At 58.4% G+C, this 21769-nt stretch carries 18 protein-coding genes; 11 read left to right on the top strand and 7 right to left on the bottom strand.

Going from position 1 to position 21769, the window contains the following annotated elements:
• Positions 1-174 precede the first annotated feature (174 nt).
• The 3 genes from LPB19_RS14770 to LPB19_RS14760 all read left to right on the top strand — a co-directional run bounded on the left by LPB19_RS14770 (position 175) and on the right by LPB19_RS14760 (position 3831).
• A complete protein-coding gene (locus LPB19_RS14770) occupies positions 175-777 on the top strand; it encodes an outer membrane beta-barrel protein (RefSeq protein WP_206643648.1) in 603 nt (200 codons plus the stop codon).
• 433 nt (positions 778-1210) lie between these two features.
• A complete protein-coding gene (locus LPB19_RS14765; protein WP_228289131.1) occupies positions 1211-1627 on the top strand; it encodes a fibronectin type III domain-containing protein in 417 nt (138 codons plus the stop codon).
• Positions 1628-1902: 275 nt separating this feature from the next.
• Positions 1903-3831: a sensor domain-containing diguanylate cyclase gene (locus LPB19_RS14760; protein WP_206643647.1), complete on the top strand. Its 1929-nt coding sequence runs from the start codon at positions 1903-1905 to the stop codon at positions 3829-3831.
• 20 nt (positions 3832-3851) lie between these two features.
• On the opposite strand, the gene LPB19_RS14755 is transcribed toward LPB19_RS14760, so the two are convergent.
• Entirely contained in the window at positions 3852-5327 is a 1476-nt protein-coding gene (locus LPB19_RS14755) for an amidase (protein ID WP_206643646.1), read from the bottom strand.
• Between the two features lie 38 nt (positions 5328-5365).
• Complete coding sequence (locus LPB19_RS14750; RefSeq protein WP_206643645.1) at positions 5366-6373, bottom strand: hypothetical protein; 1008 nt, start codon at positions 6371-6373, stop codon at positions 5366-5368.
• A 161-nt stretch (positions 6374-6534) separates the two neighbouring features.
• Between LPB19_RS14750 and LPB19_RS14745 the strand changes: the two genes are divergently transcribed.
• A complete protein-coding gene (locus LPB19_RS14745; protein ID WP_206643644.1) occupies positions 6535-8304 on the top strand; it encodes an autotransporter assembly complex protein TamA in 1770 nt (589 codons plus the stop codon).
• Positions 8301-12050, top strand: a complete 3750-nt coding sequence (locus tag LPB19_RS14740) for a translocation/assembly module TamB domain-containing protein (RefSeq protein ID WP_228289130.1) — start codon at positions 8301-8303, stop codon at positions 12048-12050. Before LPB19_RS14745 ends, LPB19_RS14740 begins: the two co-directional genes overlap by 4 nt.
• Before the next feature lie 2 nt (positions 12051-12052).
• On the opposite strand, the gene LPB19_RS14735 is transcribed toward LPB19_RS14740, so the two are convergent.
• The 3 genes from LPB19_RS14735 to LPB19_RS14725 are packed head-to-tail and all read right to left on the bottom strand — an operon-like array spanning position 12053 to position 14491.
• Complete coding sequence (locus LPB19_RS14735; protein ID WP_206643643.1) at positions 12053-12736, bottom strand: SIMPL domain-containing protein; 684 nt, start codon at positions 12734-12736, stop codon at positions 12053-12055.
• On the bottom strand, positions 12733-13497 hold the full coding sequence (locus tag LPB19_RS14730; protein ID WP_206643642.1) for a gamma-glutamyl-gamma-aminobutyrate hydrolase family protein: 765 nt from the start codon (positions 13495-13497) through the stop codon (positions 12733-12735). The genes LPB19_RS14735 and LPB19_RS14730 overlap by 4 nt, the downstream gene beginning before the upstream one ends.
• On the bottom strand, positions 13490-14491 hold the full coding sequence (locus LPB19_RS14725) for an amidoligase family protein (RefSeq protein WP_206643641.1): 1002 nt from the start codon (positions 14489-14491) through the stop codon (positions 13490-13492). Before LPB19_RS14725 ends, LPB19_RS14730 begins: the two co-directional genes overlap by 8 nt.
• Positions 14492-14696: 205 nt before the next feature.
• Here LPB19_RS14725 and lexA point away from each other — a divergent pair, with 205 nt between their 5' ends.
• Together lexA and LPB19_RS14715 are read left to right on the top strand one after the other, a co-directional pair.
• The gene (gene lexA / locus LPB19_RS14720) at positions 14697-15308 is read left to right on the top strand and encodes a transcriptional repressor LexA (protein ID WP_206643640.1); all 612 of its coding nucleotides are present in this window, start codon (positions 14697-14699) and stop codon (positions 15306-15308) included.
• Between the two features lie 41 nt (positions 15309-15349).
• A complete protein-coding gene (locus LPB19_RS14715; RefSeq protein ID WP_206643639.1) occupies positions 15350-15841 on the top strand; it encodes a cell division inhibitor SulA in 492 nt (163 codons plus the stop codon).
• A 60-nt stretch (positions 15842-15901) separates the two neighbouring features.
• On the opposite strand, the gene LPB19_RS14710 is transcribed toward LPB19_RS14715, so the two are convergent.
• Both LPB19_RS14710 and LPB19_RS14705 read right to left on the bottom strand, forming a co-directional pair.
• Positions 15902-16162 (bottom strand): hypothetical protein, encoded by a 261-nt coding sequence (locus LPB19_RS14710; protein WP_206643638.1) that lies wholly within the window; start codon positions 16160-16162, stop codon positions 15902-15904.
• Positions 16163-16204: 42 nt separating this feature from the next.
• The gene (locus LPB19_RS14705; RefSeq protein WP_206643637.1) at positions 16205-16705 is read right to left on the bottom strand and encodes a DUF6586 family protein; all 501 of its coding nucleotides are present in this window, start codon (positions 16703-16705) and stop codon (positions 16205-16207) included.
• Positions 16706-16952: 247 nt separating this feature from the next.
• Here LPB19_RS14705 and LPB19_RS14700 point away from each other — a divergent pair, with 247 nt between their 5' ends.
• From LPB19_RS14700 to LPB19_RS14685, 4 genes are all read left to right on the top strand, one after another.
• Positions 16953-18311, top strand: a complete 1359-nt coding sequence (locus LPB19_RS14700; RefSeq protein WP_206643636.1) for a DUF1329 domain-containing protein — start codon at positions 16953-16955, stop codon at positions 18309-18311.
• A 98-nt stretch (positions 18312-18409) separates the two neighbouring features.
• Positions 18410-18739, top strand: coding sequence for an SOS cell division inhibitor (locus LPB19_RS14695; RefSeq protein ID WP_206643635.1), 330 nt, complete (start codon positions 18410-18412; stop codon positions 18737-18739).
• Between the two features lie 72 nt (positions 18740-18811).
• On the top strand, positions 18812-20266 hold the full coding sequence (locus tag LPB19_RS14690) for a sigma-54 dependent transcriptional regulator (protein WP_206643634.1): 1455 nt from the start codon (positions 18812-18814) through the stop codon (positions 20264-20266).
• 240 nt (positions 20267-20506) lie between these two features.
• Positions 20507-21757: a sensor histidine kinase gene (locus tag LPB19_RS14685; protein ID WP_206643633.1), complete on the top strand. Its 1251-nt coding sequence runs from the start codon at positions 20507-20509 to the stop codon at positions 21755-21757.
• Positions 21758-21769 lie beyond the last annotated feature (12 nt).

Below are 21769 nucleotides of genomic sequence, written 5' to 3'. Positions count from 1 at the left end.
TCGGCCGCTTGGTTGGCGATCGCTTTTGTAAAGCCATGCCGGAGCCGTGTAAAGAATCTGCAAATACGCGGTTATTGGCTAGGCTGCGCCCACGAAACCGGTACTCTCAGTAGCAAATGCGTTCCCGCCCGCGTGGCGGCGTGCGTTACATCAATGTGCAGTAAGGAGACTGGAATGAAATGGCGTCGTTTCGTGGTGCTGGGATTGCTGGTGCTGGCGTTTCATGGTCAGGCCTTTGGCGGGCAGCCCGGCGGCGGCTATATCGGTTTTTCGCTGGGGCAGGCGACGTTCGAGGACTTCTGTGATGGGTCGGAATCAACCTGCGATGACGGCGCGGTTTCGTTTCGTGCCTACGGCGGCACCCGGTTAACGGACGTCGTCAGTTTCGAGCTTGGCTATCGCTTCATCGATGAAATTGAGGCTTCCGGGGTGGTGAACGGCGATCCATTGGCGCTCGGAGTGGAGGGGCATCTGTTTGATACCTCTGTGCAGCTTGGCGTGCCAGCCTCCGGGCCACTGCAAGTGCACACCAGAGTGGGGCTGGTGCTCTGGCATCTGAACTATGAGGTGTTTGCGATTGATCGATTCGGCCCTTTCTCAGTCACCGACGATGACAGTGGCTTTGCACTGCGAGGCGGGTTGGGCGTCACTTTCGATGTCTCCCGTTCACTGCGCCTGCGCGCTGATTGGGACCTCTATCTGGACGTGGGGGACAGAGACGAATTCGGTGAGAGTGATATCAATGTCTTCAGCGTGGGGCCGGAATTCCGATTCTGAGTCGCCTGCGCACCAGGGCGAGGTCTGAGCTCGCCAAACTCCCCAGCCCTGCCATCCGGTGGGGCTTTTTTGTGCCTTACGCCTGCTTTTGGCCGACCAATTTGCCCGGAGCATCGGTTGGCACCTTCGCTTTGCGCAAATTTTTGGCGCGTGATTGCCGATTAAGTGCCAAGGAAAAGTTCTTTTTTCCTGGAATTGAGCCTGAGATTGGCCTCTGAGAGTGTTTTTTTCCTGCGGATTCTCCCTACGTGTTAGCTCTTACCTTGCTACCGATGTGCTCAAAAAATGCCCGTATTGACTGGTATTTATCCAAATTTGTATCTCTCAGTGACGTAAAAATGACAAAATAAAACAATCGACCACGCCAAGTTTTTGTTTACCATGGAGCTCGTTTTTAAGAATTTCACATTTCGACGAGTGATTGGTGAAGAATATGATGAAGCGCGTCAAGAAAATGGCTATGGTTGGTTTTGTAACGGCTACTCTGGGTGCAGGCCTTGCTGGTTGTAACGGCGGATCGTCCGGTTCCGTATCCCAGGGCACTGGTGGCGCCATCGATGGACCGGTTGCTGCAAATACAGCGGTACTGAGCTGGAGCGCTCCGATGACCCGAGTTAACGGCGAAAGCATCGCCATGGGTGAGCTCGACAAGTACGTGATCCGTTACGGGCAGGACTCAGAAGAGCTGAGCCAGGAAGTGGTGGTCACGGACGCACAGTCCGCAGCAGAAATGTCCTATGCCATCAAGAACCTCAATGCTGGTACCTGGTATTTCACCATTCAGGTTGAGGACGTTAACGGCCTGCGCAGTGCACCTTCTGATACGGTGAGTAAGACGGTTAACTCCTGATATCGAGTGTCATGAGGCTTCTGCCGACGCAGAGCTAAAAGAGAGCCCCGGGCTGTTTCAGCCCGGGGCTTTTGCGTTAGGGGGTGTTTGTAAGAGGCGGTCTGAAACGGCAAGTGGCGACCGATAAAGCGTGAACTGGTGTTCCGTGGTTGGCTGTTGGTACACTGAGACCTCTGTATATATGTATTGAAAATATACGTAAGCTGTTCCTTCGAATCTGCATCAGCAGTTGGCACCGCTCACACTAATACCCATAACCGGACCAATGTTTGCTCATGTCGGTGCGTCCTCAGATTCTCCTTGCTCTGTTGTGTCTGTTTGTCATTGCCCCTGCCGTCGCAGCTGGGGCCTCGGCACCCTCAAGCGAAACCGCGGTTACGCTCACGGCCCGGGGCGGGGAGTCGATGCCTCTGGGTGACCGGGTCTATTGGGTCAAAGATTCACAACGGACCCTGAACTCCCAGGCCTTATTGGCTTCCGGCCTGCAGCTTCCCGAGGGGATGGAATGGACGCGAAACGAGTCCAAAACGCCCAACCTCGGTTTCAGCGAGGCGCCTTTCTGGTTTGCGTTTTCGGTGCGCAACGCCAGCGACGTGCATAAATCCGAGCTGCTTGAAATTGCCTATCCCATTCTCGATTACGTCGATGTGCACCTGATCAATGGCTCGGGTGAGGTTCGTTCGGTATACACCGGTGATTTGCGTCCGGTGTCCAGCCGGCCTATTGAACACCGGAATTTCCTGTTTCCTATAGAGGTGGCTGCGAAGGACTCGGTGACGGTTCTGATTCGGGTGCAAACCGAGGGTGCGGTTCAGCTGCCGGTGACCCTGTGGCAGGAAGCGGCATTCTTCGAAAATGACCAGAAGTTTCAGGCGCTGCAATTCATTTTTGCCGGCATCATGCTGGCCATCGCGCTGTACAACCTGTTGATCTGGTTGTTTGTTCGAATCTCGAGTTATCTCTGGTACATCTTGAATGTGCTCACCATCGCGCTGGTGCAGCTGTCGCTGCACGGCATGACAGCGCTGTACCTCTGGCCGGATCTGCCGGAGTTGAATAATCACTCGCTGGTCGGATTCATTACCCTGAACATGGTCTTCGTATGCCTGTTCACTTATGGTTTCCTGAACCTGTCTCAGCGCGGGCGCTTTATTCGCGCCTTCGTGGCCGGTTTCGGGGTCTATGGCGCGCTGGTTTTCGCGCTCTCCTGGTTCCTGTCTTACGGCGTGTCGATTCGTCTGGCGGTGCTGGGTATTACGGTGGGTGCCCCGGTGGTGTGGATGATCGGTATCTACCTGTCGATACGAGGCGATATTCTGGCGCGTTTCTACACCATCGCCTGGACCATCCTGCTGATGGGCCACTTTTTCCTGGCCTTCAACAAGCTCGGAATCCTGCCCCGCACGGTTTTCTTCGAATATGGCCCGCAGATGGGTGCCGCGCTGGAGGTCATCCTGCTGTCGTTTGCGCTCGCCTACCGCATTAACCTTGAGCGTCAGCGGCGTTTCCAGGCTCAGCAAAGCTTGCTGGAAGCGGAGCGGGAAAACCGGGAAATCCAGCGTCAGGCCAATGAGCTGCTGGAGCACAAAGTCCGGGAGCGCACGCGGGAGCTGGAGGCGGCCAATCTTCAGCTCAGGAAGATGTCGTCTCTGGATGGTCTGACCGGGATCCACAACCGGCGTTATTTTGACGAAACGCTGCAAAAGGAATGGTCGAAGGGGTCCCGAGAGCCGTCTCACATCTGTCTGTTGCTGATCGATGTGGATCATTTCAAAGGCTTCAATGATGACCACGGACACCTGTGTGGCGATGCCTGTCTGCAGCATCTGGCCGGGTTGTTGCAGCGCTCGGTGTATCGCGCCGGCGACTTTGTGGCCCGTTTTGGTGGCGAGGAGTTTGCCGTGTTGCTGTGTCATACCGAGTTGGAAGGTGGCGCCATTGTGGCTGAGCGTATTCGGCGGCAGGTTGAGTCTCAGCCCCTGGATTGGGAAGGGCAGTCGATGCCCATCACTGTAAGCATCGGGGTGGCGGGCACGGAGCCCATGGCCCGGGGGATTCCCAACAGCCTGATCGCCTCGGCGGATGAGGCGCTCTACACCGCCAAGGAATCAGGCCGGAATTGTGTAATGACGTGTCAGCCGGTTGGTGCCGATTGTGCGCCAACCATCGAACCGCTGTCCCGGGAAACGCTGGCCAAGGTCTGAATCCGGGGCCGGTGTGGCATTTACCGTTGCGGTGGCGGAGTGAAGCCTGCCAGGCCCGCTTGCTCCAGCAGGTGACCAAAACGGATGGTCGTCAGGTCAGCGCCCGGGGCGCCAATCACCTGAATACTGTAGGGCAGGCCCGCCTGGGTCCGCCCGATGGGTACGGCAGTTGCTGGCAGGCCCAGCAAGGTGGCCAGGGCGATCCAGCACATCTGATCCATGTACGACCGTTGTTGTCCGTCTACCGTTATCCGGCGCTTGAACATGGGCTGGCTGTGGTCATGCGGAATCGCGGCTGTTGGCGTTATCGGCGTGAGCAACACATCGAACTCGTCGAACAGCTCTTCAATCTGATGGCGCATCTTTTCCCGGGTTTCATTCCACACTGCCCACTGGTAAACCGGTTGTATTGCCCCCCGACCGTATTCGCCTATGCCATGGGTTACCGGGCCGAAAAATGTAAGCCAGGGGGCGAGCCGTGCCACCCACTTCATCTGGCGCCGCTGGGACGCTTTGAGCGACGGCGACATCAGGCTGCCCAGCAAATTGAAGTAGGCCGGCAGGATATGCGCCAGATTCAGCAGAGGATGCTGGGCTTTTGCGACCAAGGCGCCGCGTTGCTCCAGTTTGCCGGCCAAATCCCGATAACCGTCGCGCAACTCGCTGTCGATCGGGCACAGCGGATCGTCGAGCCAGAGGCCGACCCGGGCCTGAGCGAGTTCAGACACGGCCGGCGGATCCATCTGAAGGGTCCAGCTGCGGGCATCAGCGGGCCTCGGGCCGGCGACAACCTTCAATAGCAATTCCAGGTCCTGACTGCACCGGGCCATGGGGCCAGCTTCGGCCAGATCCGGCTGGGTCAGGCTGCCCGGGGGGCCGGGTATATGGCCCCGCATTGAGATGATGTCCCGGGTCGGCTTGTGACCGAACACCCCGCAGAAGTGCGCCGGCGTGCGAATCGAACCGCCCACGTCGCTGCCCACCTCAAGCGGGGTCAGTCCGCAGGCGAGTGCCGCTGCGGCACCGCCAGAGGAACCGCCCGGTGTCCGATCGGGATTGTAGGGATTGCGGGTGAAGCCATAGACCTTGTTGTAGGTCTGTATGTCGGAGGCGAAGAGCGGAACGTTGGTCTTGCCCAGAATGATGGCGCCGGCATCCTGAAGGCGCTGCACAACATCGGCATTGTGTTCGGGAGTATACGCTTTGAGTGCCGGCGCGCCGGCCGCAGTAATCAAGCCAGTTACTTCCCAAGTATCTTTCACGGTCAGTGGCAGGCCGTGGAGCGGGCCCAGTGAGTCGCCGGAGGCCCGCTTTTGATCCGCTTCGGCAGCCTGTTTCAGCGCCCGCACAGTGTCCTGCTGTACCACCGCGTTTATGGCCGGATTGTATTGCCCGATTCGTTCCAGATGCAGGCGCGTCAGTTGTTCGCTGCTGAGCTCGCCGGATTGGAGTTTGGCAAGTAATTGGTGCGCAGGGAGGTAATGCAGGTCGTCCATGGTTTTTAAGCTTTTTGTTATGGGTGGTTGGCGTCGGCTCAGGGCAGGTCTTCGCGCCAGTACTTGACCCGAACCTGTGCCTTGACGGCTTCGATCACTTCGATGATCAGGGTAATCAGGGCCTCGCTGTCGGCTTCCGAGGCCTCCTCGTGGCCTGGCGCCGGGAGGAAGACATTGACTATGTCTTCAACAAACGCGTGGTTGGAGGACGAGGCAAGATCCTCAAGAATCTGGTGCACCACGTGGGCGACAATGTCGCCCACCGCCTCTTCCAGCGTTTCCTGAATGGTGGGGCCGACCACCGGCAAGTACTTGAGGCGTGACAGCTCATGGTTTTGCTTCAGGGCGTTGTCCACCCGATCCTCAAGATAACTTCGAAGGGCTCCACGATTGGGAACGTAGCCTTCCTGGGCGGCTTCAGCGATACGATCCGATATCCAGTCCGACAGCATTTCCCGGCGCGGGAACAGAATGTCCTGCCTGATTCGGTCAAACAAGGGTGAGCCGCGCCGGACTTCCTGCTGCATGCCGCTGAGCACTTTCAGCACGATCCGGTCAGACAGCTCTTCCATAAAGGCTTCATAGTAGAAGTTGACGAAGCGATAAGCCCGGGTGCTGGTGACGTCTATTATCTTGTACTGGTGCAGGCGATATATGATGGAAATGACCCGAAGTATCCGAAGGAAACGGAAACTGCCGACCGGGATACAGCCTATCAGGTCGTACCAGTGAATAAAGGGGTAGAAATACCAGCGGTCGTAGGTGCGCGCTTTTACGGCGTAACCCCAGCGGAGGAAAAATTCCCCCAGGAAGAGCGAAACGAAAATCATGTCGTAAAAAATGAAGCGCTCGTGGATAGGGTGGTACAGTGCCTGCAGGCCGGGGGTGTACTCTTTCAGAAGACTCTGGACGGCAACGAAGTTGTAGATGGCGTCCCAGATGATGAAAACCAGATTGATGAACAGCAGCCCCAGCATGATGAAATCAATGACGAACCAGATAAGCTGATGGCTGGATTTTAAGTTCTCTCGATTTATATGAAGCATTCAGATTCCGGTTACTGATCAGGGCATTACAACCTTCTGACAGGTTAGCATTAATTCAAACATGGCGGCGACTCGTCGTCGGCAAACAGGGTTCACAGCAACCGGCCGCGCGTTCGACGCCAGCGGCGGTGCGGTTACGATTTCAGCACGGGCAGAGCAGGATGCTTTCAGTACGCGCAGCTTTCACCATTCGCCTATCGCAGTTGGCCGCGCTGGCCCTTTGCTGCCTTGTGCCGGTAATGGTGCTTGCTCAGCAGGTAAGTATTGACGTGCAGGGGGACTACCCGGAACTGAAAGAGAACGCGGAAGCGTTTGTTGGCGAGGTCAAGGGTCGGACCGCCAGGGAGCTGCGCCGCTCGGTCCCCACCAACGTCAAGAAAGTCTCACGGGCACTGCGTGCCATGGGCTATTACAACCCCACCATTGACTGGGAGTTGGAGAGGGACGAGGAAGAGCCGGATGAGAAAAAGAGCGCTCGCCTGATCATATCGGTGGTGCCCGGTGAGCCGGTTCGGGTGATTTCCCGTAAGGTCGAAATAAACGGTGCCGCCGCTTCCGACGAAGATTTCACCCAAAACCTGCCCAACAAACCTTCAGAGGGTGACGTCCTGAATCATGGCGAGTACGCCTCGCTGCGCGGCACCATCGAGTCCCGGGCCCGCCGGCGCGGCTATTTCGACGGCAAGTTCACGACCAGCACCCTGGCGGTCAATCCGGAGGCGGGGACGGCAGAGATCACCCTGATTTTCGAGAGCGGTGAACGCTATGCGCTCGGCGAGGTCACTTTCGAGGAAGGGCACTGGTTCGAGCTGGGCTTGCTGGAGGATTTTGTCACCTTTGAGCCGGGCATTCCGTACCACGCGGATGAGGTTGCCCAGCTGAACCGTAATCTTTCAAGCAGCGGCTATTTTGCGGGTATTGAGATTGAGGCGCCCCCGGAGGACGCCGTTGACGGAGTGATCCCGGTCAGTGTCAGCCTGACTCGCCGGGAACCCCGATCGGTGTCGACCGGGGTGGGCTTCTCCACGGATGTGGGGCCACGGTTCCGGGGCAACTGGCTGGAACACTGGCTCAATCCAATGGGACACCGCCGGGGTGCTGAAATCGAGTTCTCCGAACCACGGCAGAATTTGAGTGCCTACTATGAGCTGCCGCTGGATCCGCCAATGACGGACCTGATCCGCCTGACCGCCGGCTTTCAGCGCGAGGACATCGATAATGTCGAGTCGGAACTGATTACCATAGGCCAGCAGTGGCAGCATCAGCTGGATAATGACTGGTTGCAGGTGCTATCTATCCGTTGGGAGGGCGAGCGCTTCAACATCCGCGACGAGGAGCGCGGCACCAGTAGCCTGTTCTTGCCCGGCGCTGCCTACTCGAAAATCCACGCCGACTCGCCCCTGGACCCCTCAAGGGGATACCGCTTGCAGTTTGATATCACCGGCTCGCACCGGGCGCTGCTCTCCAAGGCTGACATCCTGCATGCCAGTGTTCTGGCCAAGGGGTTGTACACGGTATTTGATCGACATCGCTTTGTTGGCCGTTTTCACGTTGGGGGCGTGGCCACCAATGACTTCTCGGATGTCCCACCATCGCTGAGGTTTTTTGCCGGTGGTGATCAGAGCGTGCGTGGTTACGGCTACGAGACCTTGTCCCCGGACAACGAAAACGGCGTTCCGGTAGGTGGGCGTTTCCTGCTGGTGAGCAGTGGCGAATACCAATACGGCATCTCGGATCGCTGGCGGGCTGCGGTGTTTGTGGATCATGGCAACGCCATCAACAACTTCAATGATCCGCTGGCTACCGGCGTGGGCATCGGTGTTCGCTGGATCAGCCCGGTAGGGCCGCTGAGGTTGGATATCGCCAAGGGGCTGGATCGGGAATTCGGCGGCGACTGGCGTTTACACTTTTCCATGGGACCAGAGCTTTGACAGAGCAAACCACCCAACAACAGCCGACGTCATCTGGCCGCCGATCGGTGTGGTTCTGGCTGGCCTGTGTCGTGTTGGTGTTGCTTCTCCTGCCGGTGCTTCTGGTCGCATTGGTTTTGCTGGCCTTGCGCTCGGAGACCGGCACCGCCTGGGTGCTGGAACAAATACCCGGGCTGGAAATCGTCGATGGCCGGGGCACGGTGCTTGGGGAATGGCAGGCAGATCGTGTGGTCTGGCAAGGTTACGGTGTGGACGTAAACGTGGCGTCCCCGCGTCTCGACTGGTCGCCATCGTGCCTGTTCAGGAAGCGGCTGTGCCTGGAAACCCTGCAGGCCGAACAGATCGCCGTCGAGCTTGAACCGGCGGATGACACACCGCAGCAGGAACGCGAACCCATCACTCTGCCAGAGATTGAGCTGCCCCTGGGGCTGCGCATTGGCGAAATCCGCCTGGGGCCGCTTCTGATCAACGACGGCACGGTCTGGGATGAGTTGCGGCTGGCAGCGGAGGGTGCGGGTGCCGATTGGCAAATCGGCGAAGCCTTCTACCGGTGGCAGGATTACTCGGTCACCCTGTCGGGTCGGCTGGAGACACGCCGGGACTGGCCGGTTGACCTCGATGTGCTGGCCGCGCTGCCGCCGCCCGCGGGCGATCAGTGGCAGATCGATCTTAACCTGCGAGGCAGTGTCCGGGATCTGCGCTTGCGTGGGCTCAGCCAGGGATACCTGAATGCCGATCTGGAGGGAGAAGTCGAGCCACTGGACCCGGACCTGCCGGCACGGCTGCGCATCGAGTCGGAATCATTTCTGGCCCATGGCTCCCTACCTGAAACCCTTACCCTGCAGGACTGGTTTGTGGAAGCAGACGGCAGCCTGGCGCAGGGATTCGATACCGAAGCTCAAGCGACGCTGCCCGGCACCCAGGGCCCGGTGGCGCTTTCGCTCGAGGGCGATGTCACCACATCAGACGCCCAGGACATTGAACTGGTGCTCGCATCGGGTGAGGGCGAGGCGCAAGGCGTGGTCACCGTGAAGGGTGGAGTGGGCTGGCAGGGTGGGCTGGACGCCAGAGCGGATATTTCCCTTCGTAGCTTCCCCTGGTATTCGCTTCTGCCGGATATGGAAGAACCGGCGGTTCGGGTTGAGGATCTTGATGGTTCAGTCAGTTGGGCTGACGGACGCTATCAAGCGCGCCTGACTGCAGCGGTGGCCGGGCCCCAGGGAGATGCCTCGCTGTCATCGAAAGTAGACGGCGATACCGAAGCGGTCCGCCTGACTGATCTGAAGGTAAAGACCGAGGCGGGCTCTTTGAGTGGGCGCAGCACGGTCTTTTTCAAAGAGGGCCTGGCATGGGAAGGCGCTCTCAAGCTGAATGAGTTCAATCCGGGCTATTGGGTGCCGGCGTTGGACGCCAGTTTGAGCGGTACCGTGGATACCGAGGGCCGGTTGAGGGAAGGCCAGATTCCTGACCTGCAGGCGAACGTGGATTTGTCCGGGCAGTGGCAGGCCAGGCCCGCGCGGATCAAAGGCGGACTGGATACCGCCTCGGGCAGCTGGAAAGTATCCGGGCTTGCGCTGGACGTGGGTGATAACCGGATTCGGGGTGCGGGGCAGTGGGGTGAAAAGCTGGACGGCTCCGTGCAGGTGAAGTTGCCCGAGCCCGGGCAGTTGCTTGAGGGCTTGGCCGGAAAGCTGGCCGCGAGTATCCGGCTTTCCGGCACGCCGGATCAGCCTGCAGGAAGCGTGTCACTTGATGCAGAGGGTCTGGCCTGGCAGGACACGGTTGCGGCAAAGCAGGTTACCATCGATGCCGCCATGCAACCGGGGTTCCGGCTGAAAGGTGAGGTGCGGGCAAGTGGCATTGATGCCGCCGGACAGTCCATCGAATCCGTTGAGCTCGATCTGGAGGGCGACCGGAATGATCATTGGCTGGCAATAACGGCGGTTCACTCGTTCGCTGACCTGCGCCTGCGCTTTGCTGGCGGTTTCGCTGGCGAGGGCTGGACGGCCTGGACTGGCCAGTTATCCGAGGGGGAAGTTTCTCTGCCGGAACAGGAACAGCGCTGGACGCTGGAAGCGCCGGCGTCACTGGCTTATTCCGACAGTGGCCGGCTGGCGTTGGGCGCGCACTGCTGGGCCTGGCAACAGAGTCAGCTCTGCGCCGGCGATCAGGTCCTGCTTCCCACTCCGTCACTGGATTACCGGCTCATCGATTTTCCGACGGCCGCACTGGAGCCATTTCTGCCCGAAAATATTCGCTGGCAGACGCTCCTGAATGCCGGCCTCAAGCTGACCATGACAGAGACTGGTCCGTCCGGCCGGATCGAGCTGGATGCCGGCAGCGCTGATGTGGGTGTGCTTCTGGACGGTGAGTGGGATGACTTCCGGTACGAGCAGTTGCAAGTGGTGCTCAACCTGAAACCGGAAGCCGCTGAGCTCGAGCTGGCGCTGGCGGGGCCGCAAATCGGCAAGTTGTCTGTGGATGCAGCCGTTGATCCCCGTGCGGAGGATCGGCGGATCGAGGGCGAGTTCCAGCTTGAAAAACTGGACATCGCGCTGGCGGGTTTGGTGGCCGGCCTCGAGGATGTTGCCGGTGAAATACAGGGGCGTGGACGGCTTTCGGGGCCGTTAATGCGCCCGGCCGTGAACGGTGAACTCACTCTGACCGGGGGGCGGCTGGTGGATTCCCGGTTGCCGGTTTTAATGGAATCCATCGAGGCGCAAGTAACGTTGCTTGGCTATTCCGCAGACCTGACGGGGCGCGTCGAAACCGGCGGCGATGGCTTCCTTGACCTGGACGGCAGCGTCGACTGGCGGCGGAAACCGGAGGGTCAGATCAGCCTTCGTGGCGAGCAGGTGGCCGTGAACCTCGAACCCTACGCCCAGCTCGACCTGGCTCCAGACCTGAACATCCATTTCCGTCAGGGCCAGTTGCGCGTGAAAGGGGTGCTTGCGGTTCCCCGGGGTGCCATCGAAATCCAGGGGCTTCCACCGCAGGCGGTGACGGTTTCCGGAGACGAGGTGATCGTCGGCGTGGAGAAAGAAAAACCGCTGGTTGAGAATCTGGAGATGGATGTCCGGGTGGTGGTTGGTGAAGACGAAGTTTCGTTTGTAGCCTTCGGAGTTGAGGGTAACCTGGAGGGGACGCTGCGTATTGGCAACAACATGGATACCCGTGGCACGCTGAGCCTGGTCGACGGCCGTTATGAAGCGTTTGGCCAGGAACTCGAGCTGCGCACGGCTCGCGTACTGTTCGTAGGCGCGATCGCCCAGCCCTACCTGGAAATCGAAGCCGTCCGCAAAGTCGATGCCGTGGTGGCCGGTATCCGCCTGACCGGGCCTGCGCAATCACCCACGACAGAAGTATTTTCCGTACCCGATATGCCCGAGGGCGTTGCCCTGTCCTATCTGATTCTTGGGCGGGCACCCCAGACACGGGGCGAAGAGGGGCAGATGAGCACTGCGGCCCTGTCACTGACCTTGAATCAGACCGCCGAGCTGACGGGTAAGATTGGCGATGAGCTGGGCATTGATCAGTTTGCCCTTGAAGCCGAAGGCGCCGGTGATGAAACCTCGGTGGTTGCCAGTGGCTACCTGACGGACAAACTCAGCCTGCGTTACGGCGTCGGTATTTTTGAGCCGATTACGACGGTGGCATTGCGCTACGATATCGGCAAATATTTCTACCTCGAAGCGGCCAGTGGCCTGGCCTCTTCGCTGGATATTTTCTATACCCGAGATTTCTAGTGTCAGTCGAGTTCGAAAGTGGCGGTTACTGAAGCAGTCACTTCCCGGATGCCGACGTTGGACACGGTGTCTGCGGCAGCCCGGGCTTCCGCCATCATTCTGGGGCCGGGGTGCATGCCACCGTTTACCTGCATGCTGATCACGTCCCCGCAGGATTCGCCCAGTTGATCGGCAACGAATTCGCAGCGGGCCCGGGCATCGGCAATGGCTCGGGCCAGAGCTTCTTGTTCCAGCTCTTCCTCTTCAGAGTAGAAAAAATGGCCCGGGCTCAGGTTGTAGCGCAAACCGATCGACTGGGCTTGTTGCAGCAGGGGATTCAGTAGCGACAGGTCATTGATCTCGAAGGTGACTGTCTGGGATGCAACGGCTTTTTTATCCGGTTCACCACCGCGCTCACTCGGCGGCAGGGTTCGTGAATACAGGTGCACGTTCGCGTCGGTGTAGTCCTGAAGGTCGTCCTCGTAATCCTCAATGGCATCCCGCCACTGCGCCATCAACGCCGCCACCTGTTCCGTCGCCTGCTGTGGCACTTCGTGTTCGACGACGGCGGTAAACTGCAGTCGCGCGCTGTCTGGCTGGTAACGCACGCTGCCTTCGCCGCTCAGTGAGACTTCGCCGGCGAGGGCAAGGGCGGGCAGAAGCATGAGGGGCACGCCGAGGCGCGCGAGTAGGCTTCCAGTATTCATGGGTCACTCCTCCCTGGAGCTTGGTCGTATGAGGTGGTCTCAGAGTCCGGCTCGAGCCGGCTCCGCTTGAACTCGAGGGCCGCCTGAACAAACTGCCGAAAGATCTGGCGATGTCCTCCATGGTATAGCAGATATTCCGGGTGCCATTGGACACCCAGCATCCATTGCCCGCCCTGGCTCTCGATCGCCTGAACGAACAGGTCGTTATCAACCGCAACAACCCTGAGATTCCGGCCCAGCCGCTTGATCGCCTGGCTGTGGATGCGGTTCGCGCCGATGGTCAGGCCTTGCATGGCCCGTGCGAGCCGGCTGTCCTGTACCAGCCTGACTGTCTGCATGGGCAGCAGCAGTGGGCGATGCCGGGTGTGGACCCGGATCGGTTTGACGTTCTGACACAACGACCCGCCATGAAAAATATTGATTAACTGGGCGCCTCGGCAGATGCCCAGCACCGGAATCCCTATGCGTTCCGCCTGCTCGAGCAAACGGTAGTCGGTAGCGTCCCGACGTGGATCATATCGCGCTGACACCTGTGGCTGTTGACCGTAGCGCTCAGGATGAATGTGTGTGCCACCAGACAGCACCAACCCATCCAGCAAAGGGACATTGGTGTGGGAGCCGGGCCGAATGTAATGGGTATGTGCCCCGTACATCCGCAACCCCAGGCTGATCAGGCGGTGGGTGGTCGCGCGCCGTGAGGGTCCGCTGATCCCGATAGTGAGGCCTGGCAACTCCGGTTCATCTAATGACGGATCATGCATACCCCAGACTCTGCAACCATTCGGATGAGCTGTCCAGCCAGCTATGGGTCAGGTTGTGGAGATTCAGCTTCTGCGCCTCGCGGTATCTGGCCCGAAGATCGGCCAGTTGGTGCGCGTTGGAAGCGATCTGTTCAAGCACCACCCAGTCGTTCCAGACGTCGGCGAATCGCCAGGAGGGGTTGTCAATGTCGCAGTCTGGCAGCCGGTAGTGCAGGGTGGGGCGACTCTTTATCCGGGTATCCTGTACGTACTCCCCCAGCAAAGATGAATCCAGATGGGCGAACAGCGGCAGCAGGTCCAGAGCCCGGTTCCGGGTCGGGTTGTACTTGAGATAGTCGTGCAGCAGCTCGGCCTGGTCCGGTTCGTAGTCGTCCTCCATCAGCCGGGTGGTGTAGCGACTGCTCCAGGGCTCGATATAGGTGGTCATCTTGCGGCTGATGTCCAGCTGGTGGCGGGATTTGAGCCACTCATAAAGTCCGGCAAACGCTTGCAGGTAGCGAACCACTGTTGCCGGTTTCAGGTCCGGCAATTCCGGATTCAGCTGCAGCCCGAATGCGTAATAGATGGATTCCCGACTGCCAAGGGCTCCGTGCTCGCGCAATGTGTTCACCAGAGACTCGATTTGCTCGACCTCGCTGAACGGCAGCGGCGGCGTGATGATTTCCAGCGGCACAATACGTTCGGCTGCGGCATCAATCACTTCCAGGGCCTGTCCACCCAGTTCCCTGATGGAATCGGGCAGGCCGGCGTCGCTGAAGTCGAGATCCTTGACCAGTTCGGAATCGAGTTCCACCGTAAATTCGCCGAGATCGGTTTCCAGCTTGGTCACATAGCGGGATTCCAGTCGGGGCTTGGTGCCCAGAAAATCAGCCACGATGAATACGAGCTGGTCATAGCTGAGACCCGATAGCTCCAGTTCTATGCCTACGCGGCGTTCCTTCTGATCGCTGGTGTGCATGATGTCCGGCATGAGGCATGCGTTGCGATGGTCCATAGCGCTCCTTGTCCTGGCGGGCAGCCTTTTCTTCACCATACCACATTCGCCGTTACAACCTGCTGGCCTGGTTAGGAAAATTCTCCGCGGGCTTTACACTGGATAAAACACTGTATATATTTCACTTACTGTATATAAAAACAGGGCATGCCCAGAGTGCTGAATCGCCAGGGTGGGCCCGGAAACGCTTGGACGGAGTGACCCCATGAAACTGACAGCAAGGCAATCTCAGGTGCTGGATATCATCCGGCGCTATCTGGATGAGACTGGTTACCCGCCCACCCGTGCGGAAATCGCTGCAGAGCTGGGTTTTCGCTCGGCCAACGCGGCAGAGGAGCACCTTCGAGCCCTCGCCCGTAAAGGGGCCATTGAAATGGTTCCGGGGGCCAGTCGCGGCATTCGACTGCCTGAAGCCGAGGCGGATCTGGGATTGCCCGTCATCGGTCAGGTGGCGGCCGGTAGCCCGATTCTTGCTCAGGAGCACATTGAGGACCACGTTACGCTGCAGCCGAGCTTTTTCTCGCCGTCTGCCGACTATCTCCTGCGGGTGCGTGGGATGAGTATGAAAGATATCGGAATCCTCGACGGCGACTTGCTGGCGGTGCACCGCACCCAGGATGTCCACAACGGGCAGGTGGTGGTAGCGCGGGTTGGCGAAGACGAGGTGACCGTCAAGCGTTACCGCAAGGACGGCACCAAGGTGTACCTGATCGCAGAGAACGAAGAATTCGATCCGATCGAGGTGGATCTTACAGAGGAGCAGTTGTTCATCGAGGGGTTGGGCGTGGGGGTTATCCGTCGCTCGGATCTTCACTAATCAGGTCAGGTTTTTACGGACAGTCTGGGAGCAGCTAGGTTATGGAACAATTGAGCTTCGGTCAGAATACGGCGTTTCACCAGGGCGCGTTGTCCTATCCGGTATCTTCGCCCGTCACACCGAAAAAACGGGCGGTGATTGCGGCGCGGCCACGGGGGGAGACGCGTGCTGCCCCAGGCGCCGGAAACGTAACCGAAATTATTATGCCTCGGGAGCAGGTCGAGAGCTTTCAGCTGTTGCTGCCGATGCTGACCCAGCTGAACCAGGAGAAGCGTTGGCTTGCCTGGATTGATCCGCCCCAGGCGCTGGTGAGCAAGTGGCAGAAGATGCACGGTATCGTGGCAGGTCAGTTGTTGGTTTTGCGCTCTACGCCGGAGTATTCGGCACAGGCCCTCGCCGAGCGAGCGTTGAGTGCCGGTACCTGTCATGCGGTTGTTATGTGGACACAGAAACTCAGCAAGTCGGCATTTCAGGAGTTGCAGCAAGCGTCAGCGATGGGCAATAGCCATGGAGTGGTGTTGCGCCAGCGCTAAGCCGGCAAATCCGCAGGCGGGCCCTGATGGAGAGGGCACCGCAAGCGGTTGATGCCCGGCTCAGTGCAGGGTGTAGGAAGGTGAGATTTCTGTCGCTTCCTGTTCGTCTTCTTCCCAATCGATATCGTGAGCGACACTGCCCACCGCTTCAATGCCGGCAGCAATCATGGCTTTCGCCACGTTCATATCCCGGTCCGCCATCATTTCACGGGCTTCCTCTGAAAACGAGATTTTCACCAGGGGGGCGCTGTCATCATCAATGCGGCGCAACGCGTAATCGCCATTGCTCAATTGGACGATTTCATAAAACGAGGGTGACATACCGTAAACCTTTGTGTTGATGAGATCGGAGTGGGCGCCGCGTTACCATTCGCTGTTGCGCTCTTCCAGATCGTTGGCAAATTGTTTCATTTCGCCCAGAGTTCTGGTCAGGGCGTTCGTGGAGCGGTCCGGTCCGGTCTCTGCAGCTATGGCAATAATGTTGTCCGAGCTGACCGTTTTCCGCTGTGCGGGCGGATTACATTGAGACCGCTCCAGTTGATCCAGGTGGTTCCACCAATTCCCCGGTGACTGTGCCAGCTCGCGCAAATGCACGACATCGCCGGACTCTTCTCCAATCAGGGCTGCCAGCTGCTCAAGGTTGGCAGGCTGACCCTGCCTAACCTGATGAAAACGGGCAATCATGGTCAGCGTCAGTTGCCTGGCCCGAAGCATCAGTTCCACGGCGCCCTGGATCTTGGCTTCCTCGCGCAGTGCCGCCGCCGGTTCTGAGTCTGCGGGCGCTCCGGCACTGTCTTTCAAGCGCAGCAACTGCTCAGCCAGAAACAGCTTTTGAGAGACCAACGAGTACCATTGAGACGCCATGGGGAAGCCCGCACCTGATAAGGGATGTTCAACTTGAAAACGTGACCGCATAGCATAACATTTTCTGGCGTTATTTTGTGCATCGGACTGTCTCGATGGTGTTTCACAAGAATCTACAAACAATCACTTGAAACGGTCGTTTGAATTTGGCACAAAGATGCTGGCCGAATTGTACGGTTGCTAATAGCGCCCGGTGGAAAGCTCAGGCATGAGTCCGGGATGCATGTATTTGCTGGAGGTGTAAGGAATGCGAAATCCTATTGTCGCAGGTATTGCGGTCGCCGTGCTCGGTTTATCCGGCGCAGTGTTTGCCAAGGTGTCGCCGGAAGAAGCTGCCAAACTGGGCGATGAGTTGACACCGGTTGGTGCGGTACGAGCGGCCAACGCCTCTGGAACCATCCCGGAATGGACCGGCGGGCTGAAAGCAGCGCCGGCATCCTGGAAGAAAGGTGACATTGAGACCAACCCATTCCCGGAAGACGAGCCGCTGTTCATCATTACCAAGGCCAATGTCCACCTTTACAAGGACAAGCTGTCTGATGGCCACCTCAAAATGTTGCAAGAGTATGGTCCGGAATTCTTTATTCCCGTTTACGAAACCCGCCGGACCGCAGCTTATCCGGAGCACGTCTACGAGAAGCTGAAAGAGAACGCGCTGACAGCGGAATTGCTCGATAACGGAAACGGTGTGAGTGATGCCATCATGACCAGCCCGTTCCCGATTCCCCAGAACGGGCTGGAAGCGATTTGGAATCATATCCTGCGCTATCGTGGTACCGAGGTTGCTTTCCGCAGCGCTTCAGCCACGCCACAGACCGACGGCTCCTACAACCCGGTTGTGAACGACTACCAGTACTACATCGCGTACAGCAAAAAAGGCGCGAAACTTGAGGAGATCGACAACAAGATCTTCTACCTGAAGACCAATACGGTGGCGCCCGCTGCCCTGGCAGGCACCATTACACTGGTGCACGAGACACTGGATCAGATCCGGTCTCCGCGTCTGGCCTGGCGCTATGACAGCGGTTCCCGCCGTCTGCGTCGCTCACCTAATCTGGCGTATGAGACCGATTTGCCGAACTCGTCTTCCCTTCGCTCGGTAGACCAGAAAGATATGTATAACGGCGCACCCAACCAGTACGACTGGGAATTGAAGGGCAAGCGAGAGCTCTTCGTGCCTTATAACGCCTATCGTCTCCATGATGCGGAAGTGCGCCCGGATGATGTGATTCGCCCCCGCCACATCAATCAGTCGCTGGCTCGCTACGAATTGCACCGGGTTTGGGTGGTTGAGGCCAAGCGCCGTGTCGGTATCAGCCACATCTATGACCGCCGGGTTTTCTACATCGATGAGGACAGCTGGCAGATCCTGGCGTCTGAAGAATACGATGACAAAGGTAACCTGTGGCGGGTGTCCGAAGCTCATAACATCAGCTTCTACAGCGAGCCGGTGTTCTGGACGACGATGGAAATGACCTACGACCTCAAGGCCAAGCGCTACTACATTGATGGCCTGGACAATGGTTACAAGCCTTATGATTTCAGCCCCGGTTTCCGCAGCGCTGAATTCACCGCCTCCGCAGCGCGGCGCGACGCGCGTCGTTGATTCAGGCACAATGAAAAGGCCGGCTTGACCGGCCTTTTTTTATTGGTTGCAATGCCTGTGCTGGCCAGCAAATCGGGAATTACTTCAGGAGTGCGCTTATGTCTTCCCCGAATGACCTGCTCGACACTGTTGATCGCTTGATGTCCGACTTGTCCCGGGCTCTGGGTGAGGAAGACTGGAATCGACTCGGAGAGCTGAACGCCGACATCAAACCGTCAGTGGATCCGATGATGGCGGCAATGGAAAGCGGTGCGCTGGATGTGGCCGCCGTAAAACTTCGCCTTGAGGAGCTCCAGCAGCTGATCGGCGCCATCGATCAGGGCGCGCGGCGGGCGCGTCAGGAGGCGCAGGACGCTCTCAAAGAAGTGAACCGCAATCGCGATGTGGCCAGCGCGTATCAAAATATTTCATCAAGCGGGCCTGAATAGCGTCATAAAATTGACTGTCCATGCGGTTTCCTTCATAAAGACCGCTCACTCACTTCAAGAGATTGGTTGTGGATGTCCGAGAACAATAAAGTGCTGGTGCTGAGTGACGATGAGTCCAGACGCCGGGACATAGTCACGATTCTGGATTTTATCGGAGAAGAACCCGTTGTGCACGGCGACGAAGCCAGTGCCTTGTTGAAATCGGGCAAGTCAGGGGGCCTCTCCGACGTTGGCGTTGCTTTGATTAACGGCGAGGATGCCGATGTCGAAGATGTGATCACATCGCTATGCGCGGGAGCCGACGGGGTTCCGATTCTGTTGATTGGCGACCCGTCACTTAAAGGTCTTCAGGACAGCTACGCAACCCGAATCATCGCACGCATTGAGTGGCCGCTGAATTACACCAAGTTTGTTGATTCGCTGTACAGGGCCCAGATCTATCGTGATCAGTTTCAGGCCCAGTCCCGGGAGCGCGGCCAGCAGCGGAATCTTCAGTTGTTCAGAAGCCTGGTGGGAACCTCGCGGAAGATCCAGCATGTACGCCAGTTGATGCAACAGGTGGCTGACAAAGAGGTGAGTGTGTTGATCACCGGCGAGTCCGGTACCGGTAAGGAAGTGGTTGCCCGCAACCTGCATTACCATTCGGATCGCCGGGACAAGCCCTTTGTACCGGTCAATTGCGGCGCGATTCCGGCTGAGTTGCTGGAAAGCGAGCTGTTCGGCCATGAGAAGGGCGCTTTCACCGGAGCCATTACGGCCCGAGTCGGCCGTTTCGAAATGGCGGAGGGCGGCACCATCTTTCTGGATGAAATTGGCGACATGCCATTGAACATGCAGGTCAAGATCCTGCGGGTGCTGCAGGAGCGGTCCTTTGAGCGGATCGGCAGCAACCGGACACAGGATGCCAATGTCCGGGTCATTGCCGCCACCCACAAGCCGCTTGAAGACATGATCGAAAATGGCGAGTTCCGTGAGGATCTGTACTATCGGCTGAACGTTTTTCCCATTGAAATGCCATCGTTACGCGAGCGGGCAGAGGATATTCCACTGCTGATCAATGAGCTGATCGCGCGCATGGAAAAGGAGAAGCGGGGATCGTTACGGCTGAATTCGGCAGCCATTATGAGTCTGTGTCGTCACAACTGGCCGGGTAATGTTCGTGAGTTGGCCAACCTGGTGGAAAGGTTGGCCATCATGTTCCCGTACGGCGTGATTGGTGTGCAGGAACTGCCGAAGAAGTTCCGCTATGTGGACGACTACGATGAGAACCGTTCCGTGGAGCATGGCAATATGCCGTCGGGCGTGCCTGGCCTCGTGGGGCTGGATGCGCCGGCTTTGTTGCCGGTGAATGGCATTGACCTCAAGGATTATCTGTCCAATCTTGAGAAGCAGCTCATTCAGCAGGCGCTGGATGAAGCCGAAGGTGTGGTCGCCCGCGCTGCGGAAAAGCTGCGTATCCGGCGCACGACGCTGGTCGAGAAGGTTCGCAAGTACGGCTTGCGCGAGGAAGAAAGCGAAGACTCCTGAGTAACGCCCGGTGTTCGCGTGCCGGCGCGGTGGTGTCCGAAAACGGCGTCAAAGGTTTGAAATCTTTGGCGCCGTTTTTCTTATTTACGCGACGTAAAATTGTCATTCGGTTCTGTGCATATTTGCTTATTCATTGAAAAATATAAGAAAAATGTAGTTGGCATGATGCTGGCTTAAGCCTCCGAAAAATAAATTATCCGAATCTTAAGGGCCGGTAATGGTCCGTCGGGGGGCGAGGTTATGAGTCAGGTACATTCTGTTGTCGGGCCGGATCATGGTGACGCCAAGGCCAATGCTGCGGCCGACGCCAACCATAAGGTGACGGCCCTGTTTCCGCAGCAAGGGGGGCAGCAGGGCGACGAGGCGGTGGATTCCGCGCTGGAGCTGTTCAATCGGATGTCCCGTCAGATCACTGACTCCTACCGGACGCTCGAATCCCGGGTTAATCAGCTTTCCGGTGAGCTTACTCAGGAAACCATGCAGCGTCAGCAGGAGCTTGAAGAGAAGGAGCAGCTGGCTGACCGCCTGTCGACCCTGCTTTCGGCACTGCCTGCCGGAGTTGTCGTTCTGGATAGTCAGGGTGTGGTCGCCCAGACCAACCCCGCCGCGATTGCCCTGTTGGGCGAGCCTCTGGACGGTGAGCGCTGGATCGACGTGATTCACCGTTGCTTTGCCCCGCGCAGCGATGATGGCCACGAGGTTTCCCTGAAGGATGGTCGTCGGGTGAGTATCGAAATCCGAACCATGGAAAACCAGCCCGGCCAGTTGATTCTGCTCACCGACATGACCGAAACCCGTCAGCTGCAATCTCAGCTGGCCCATGCCCAGCGGCTCTCAGCCATGGGCAAGATGGTTGCCTCCTTGGCTCATCAGATTCGCACCCCGCTATCCGCGGCCATTCTCTACGGTGGCCACCTGAGTCAGGACGATCTGGATGAAGAGCTGCGTCAGCGATGTGCGTCCCGGCTGATGTCCCGGTTGACCCATCTGGAGCAACAGGTACGGGACATGCTGATTTTTGCCCGTGGTGAAACTCGCCTGGCGGAGGAGCTTTCGGCAGCAACATTGGTGTCCGCGCTGTCGGCGGCACTGGATGGCATGACCCTGAATGCCGGTGTGAAGGTGGCGTTGCAGAACGATGTGGCGGCGAACTGTCGACTGATGTGTAACCGCGATGCGCTGGTGGGTGCGTGCACCAACCTGGTTAATAACAGTCTCGAAGCCGGCGCGACCCTGGTATCGGTACAGGTCGTGGCCGAGCCGGGTGAGCTGGTCATTCGGGTCGCTGATAATGGCCCGGGATTCGACCATTCAGACACGCCTCGTCTCATGGAGGCGTTTTACACCACCAAGTCTCATGGTACCGGTCTTGGTTTGGCCGTGGTGCAGGCGGTGGTAAAGGCGCATCAGGGGCGATTTGCGATTGAATCGCCGGAGCAGGGCGGCGCGGTGGCAACGCTGCGTCTGCCGCAACTCAAGAATAACCATTAATCGGAGGCAATC

Origin of the sequence: Marinobacter salinisoli (assembly GCF_017301335.1) — a bacterium.
Lineage (GTDB): Bacteria > Pseudomonadota > Gammaproteobacteria > Pseudomonadales > Oleiphilaceae > Marinobacter > Marinobacter salinisoli.
This window is presented reverse-complemented; position numbering and strand designations above follow the sequence as displayed.

Excerpts from the sequence above, each read along its gene's own strand:
- LPB19_RS14770 (WP_206643648.1), top strand. The coding sequence starts at position 175 with ATGAAATGGCGTCGTTTCGTGGTGCTGGGATTGCTGGTGCTGGCGTTT.
- LPB19_RS14755 (WP_206643646.1), bottom strand. The coding sequence starts at position 5,327 with ATGGACGACCTGCATTACCTCCCTGCGCACCAATTACTTGCCAAACTC.
- LPB19_RS14750 (WP_206643645.1), bottom strand. The coding sequence starts at position 6,373 with ATGCTTCATATAAATCGAGAGAACTTAAAATCCAGCCATCAGCTTATC.
- lexA (WP_206643640.1), top strand. The coding sequence starts at position 14,697 with ATGAAACTGACAGCAAGGCAATCTCAGGTGCTGGATATCATCCGGCGC.
- LPB19_RS14710 (WP_206643638.1), bottom strand. The coding sequence starts at position 16,162 with ATGTCACCCTCGTTTTATGAAATCGTCCAATTGAGCAATGGCGATTAC.
- LPB19_RS14730 (WP_206643642.1), bottom strand. The coding sequence starts at position 13,497 with ATGCATGATCCGTCATTAGATGAACCGGAGTTGCCAGGCCTCACTATC.
- LPB19_RS14725 (WP_206643641.1), bottom strand. The coding sequence starts at position 14,491 with ATGGACCATCGCAACGCATGCCTCATGCCGGACATCATGCACACCAGC.
- LPB19_RS14765 (WP_228289131.1), top strand. The coding sequence starts at position 1,211 with ATGATGAAGCGCGTCAAGAAAATGGCTATGGTTGGTTTTGTAACGGCT.
- LPB19_RS14715 (WP_206643639.1), top strand. The coding sequence starts at position 15,350 with ATGGAACAATTGAGCTTCGGTCAGAATACGGCGTTTCACCAGGGCGCG.
- LPB19_RS14700 (WP_206643636.1), top strand. The coding sequence starts at position 16,953 with ATGCGAAATCCTATTGTCGCAGGTATTGCGGTCGCCGTGCTCGGTTTA.
- LPB19_RS14695 (WP_206643635.1), top strand. The coding sequence starts at position 18,410 with ATGTCTTCCCCGAATGACCTGCTCGACACTGTTGATCGCTTGATGTCC.
- LPB19_RS14760 (WP_206643647.1), top strand. The coding sequence starts at position 1,903 with ATGTCGGTGCGTCCTCAGATTCTCCTTGCTCTGTTGTGTCTGTTTGTC.
- LPB19_RS14745 (WP_206643644.1), top strand. The coding sequence starts at position 6,535 with ATGCTTTCAGTACGCGCAGCTTTCACCATTCGCCTATCGCAGTTGGCC.
- LPB19_RS14690 (WP_206643634.1), top strand. The coding sequence starts at position 18,812 with ATGTCCGAGAACAATAAAGTGCTGGTGCTGAGTGACGATGAGTCCAGA.
- LPB19_RS14735 (WP_206643643.1), bottom strand. The coding sequence starts at position 12,736 with ATGAATACTGGAAGCCTACTCGCGCGCCTCGGCGTGCCCCTCATGCTT.
- LPB19_RS14685 (WP_206643633.1), top strand. The coding sequence starts at position 20,507 with ATGAGTCAGGTACATTCTGTTGTCGGGCCGGATCATGGTGACGCCAAG.
- LPB19_RS14705 (WP_206643637.1), bottom strand. The coding sequence starts at position 16,705 with ATGGCGTCTCAATGGTACTCGTTGGTCTCTCAAAAGCTGTTTCTGGCT.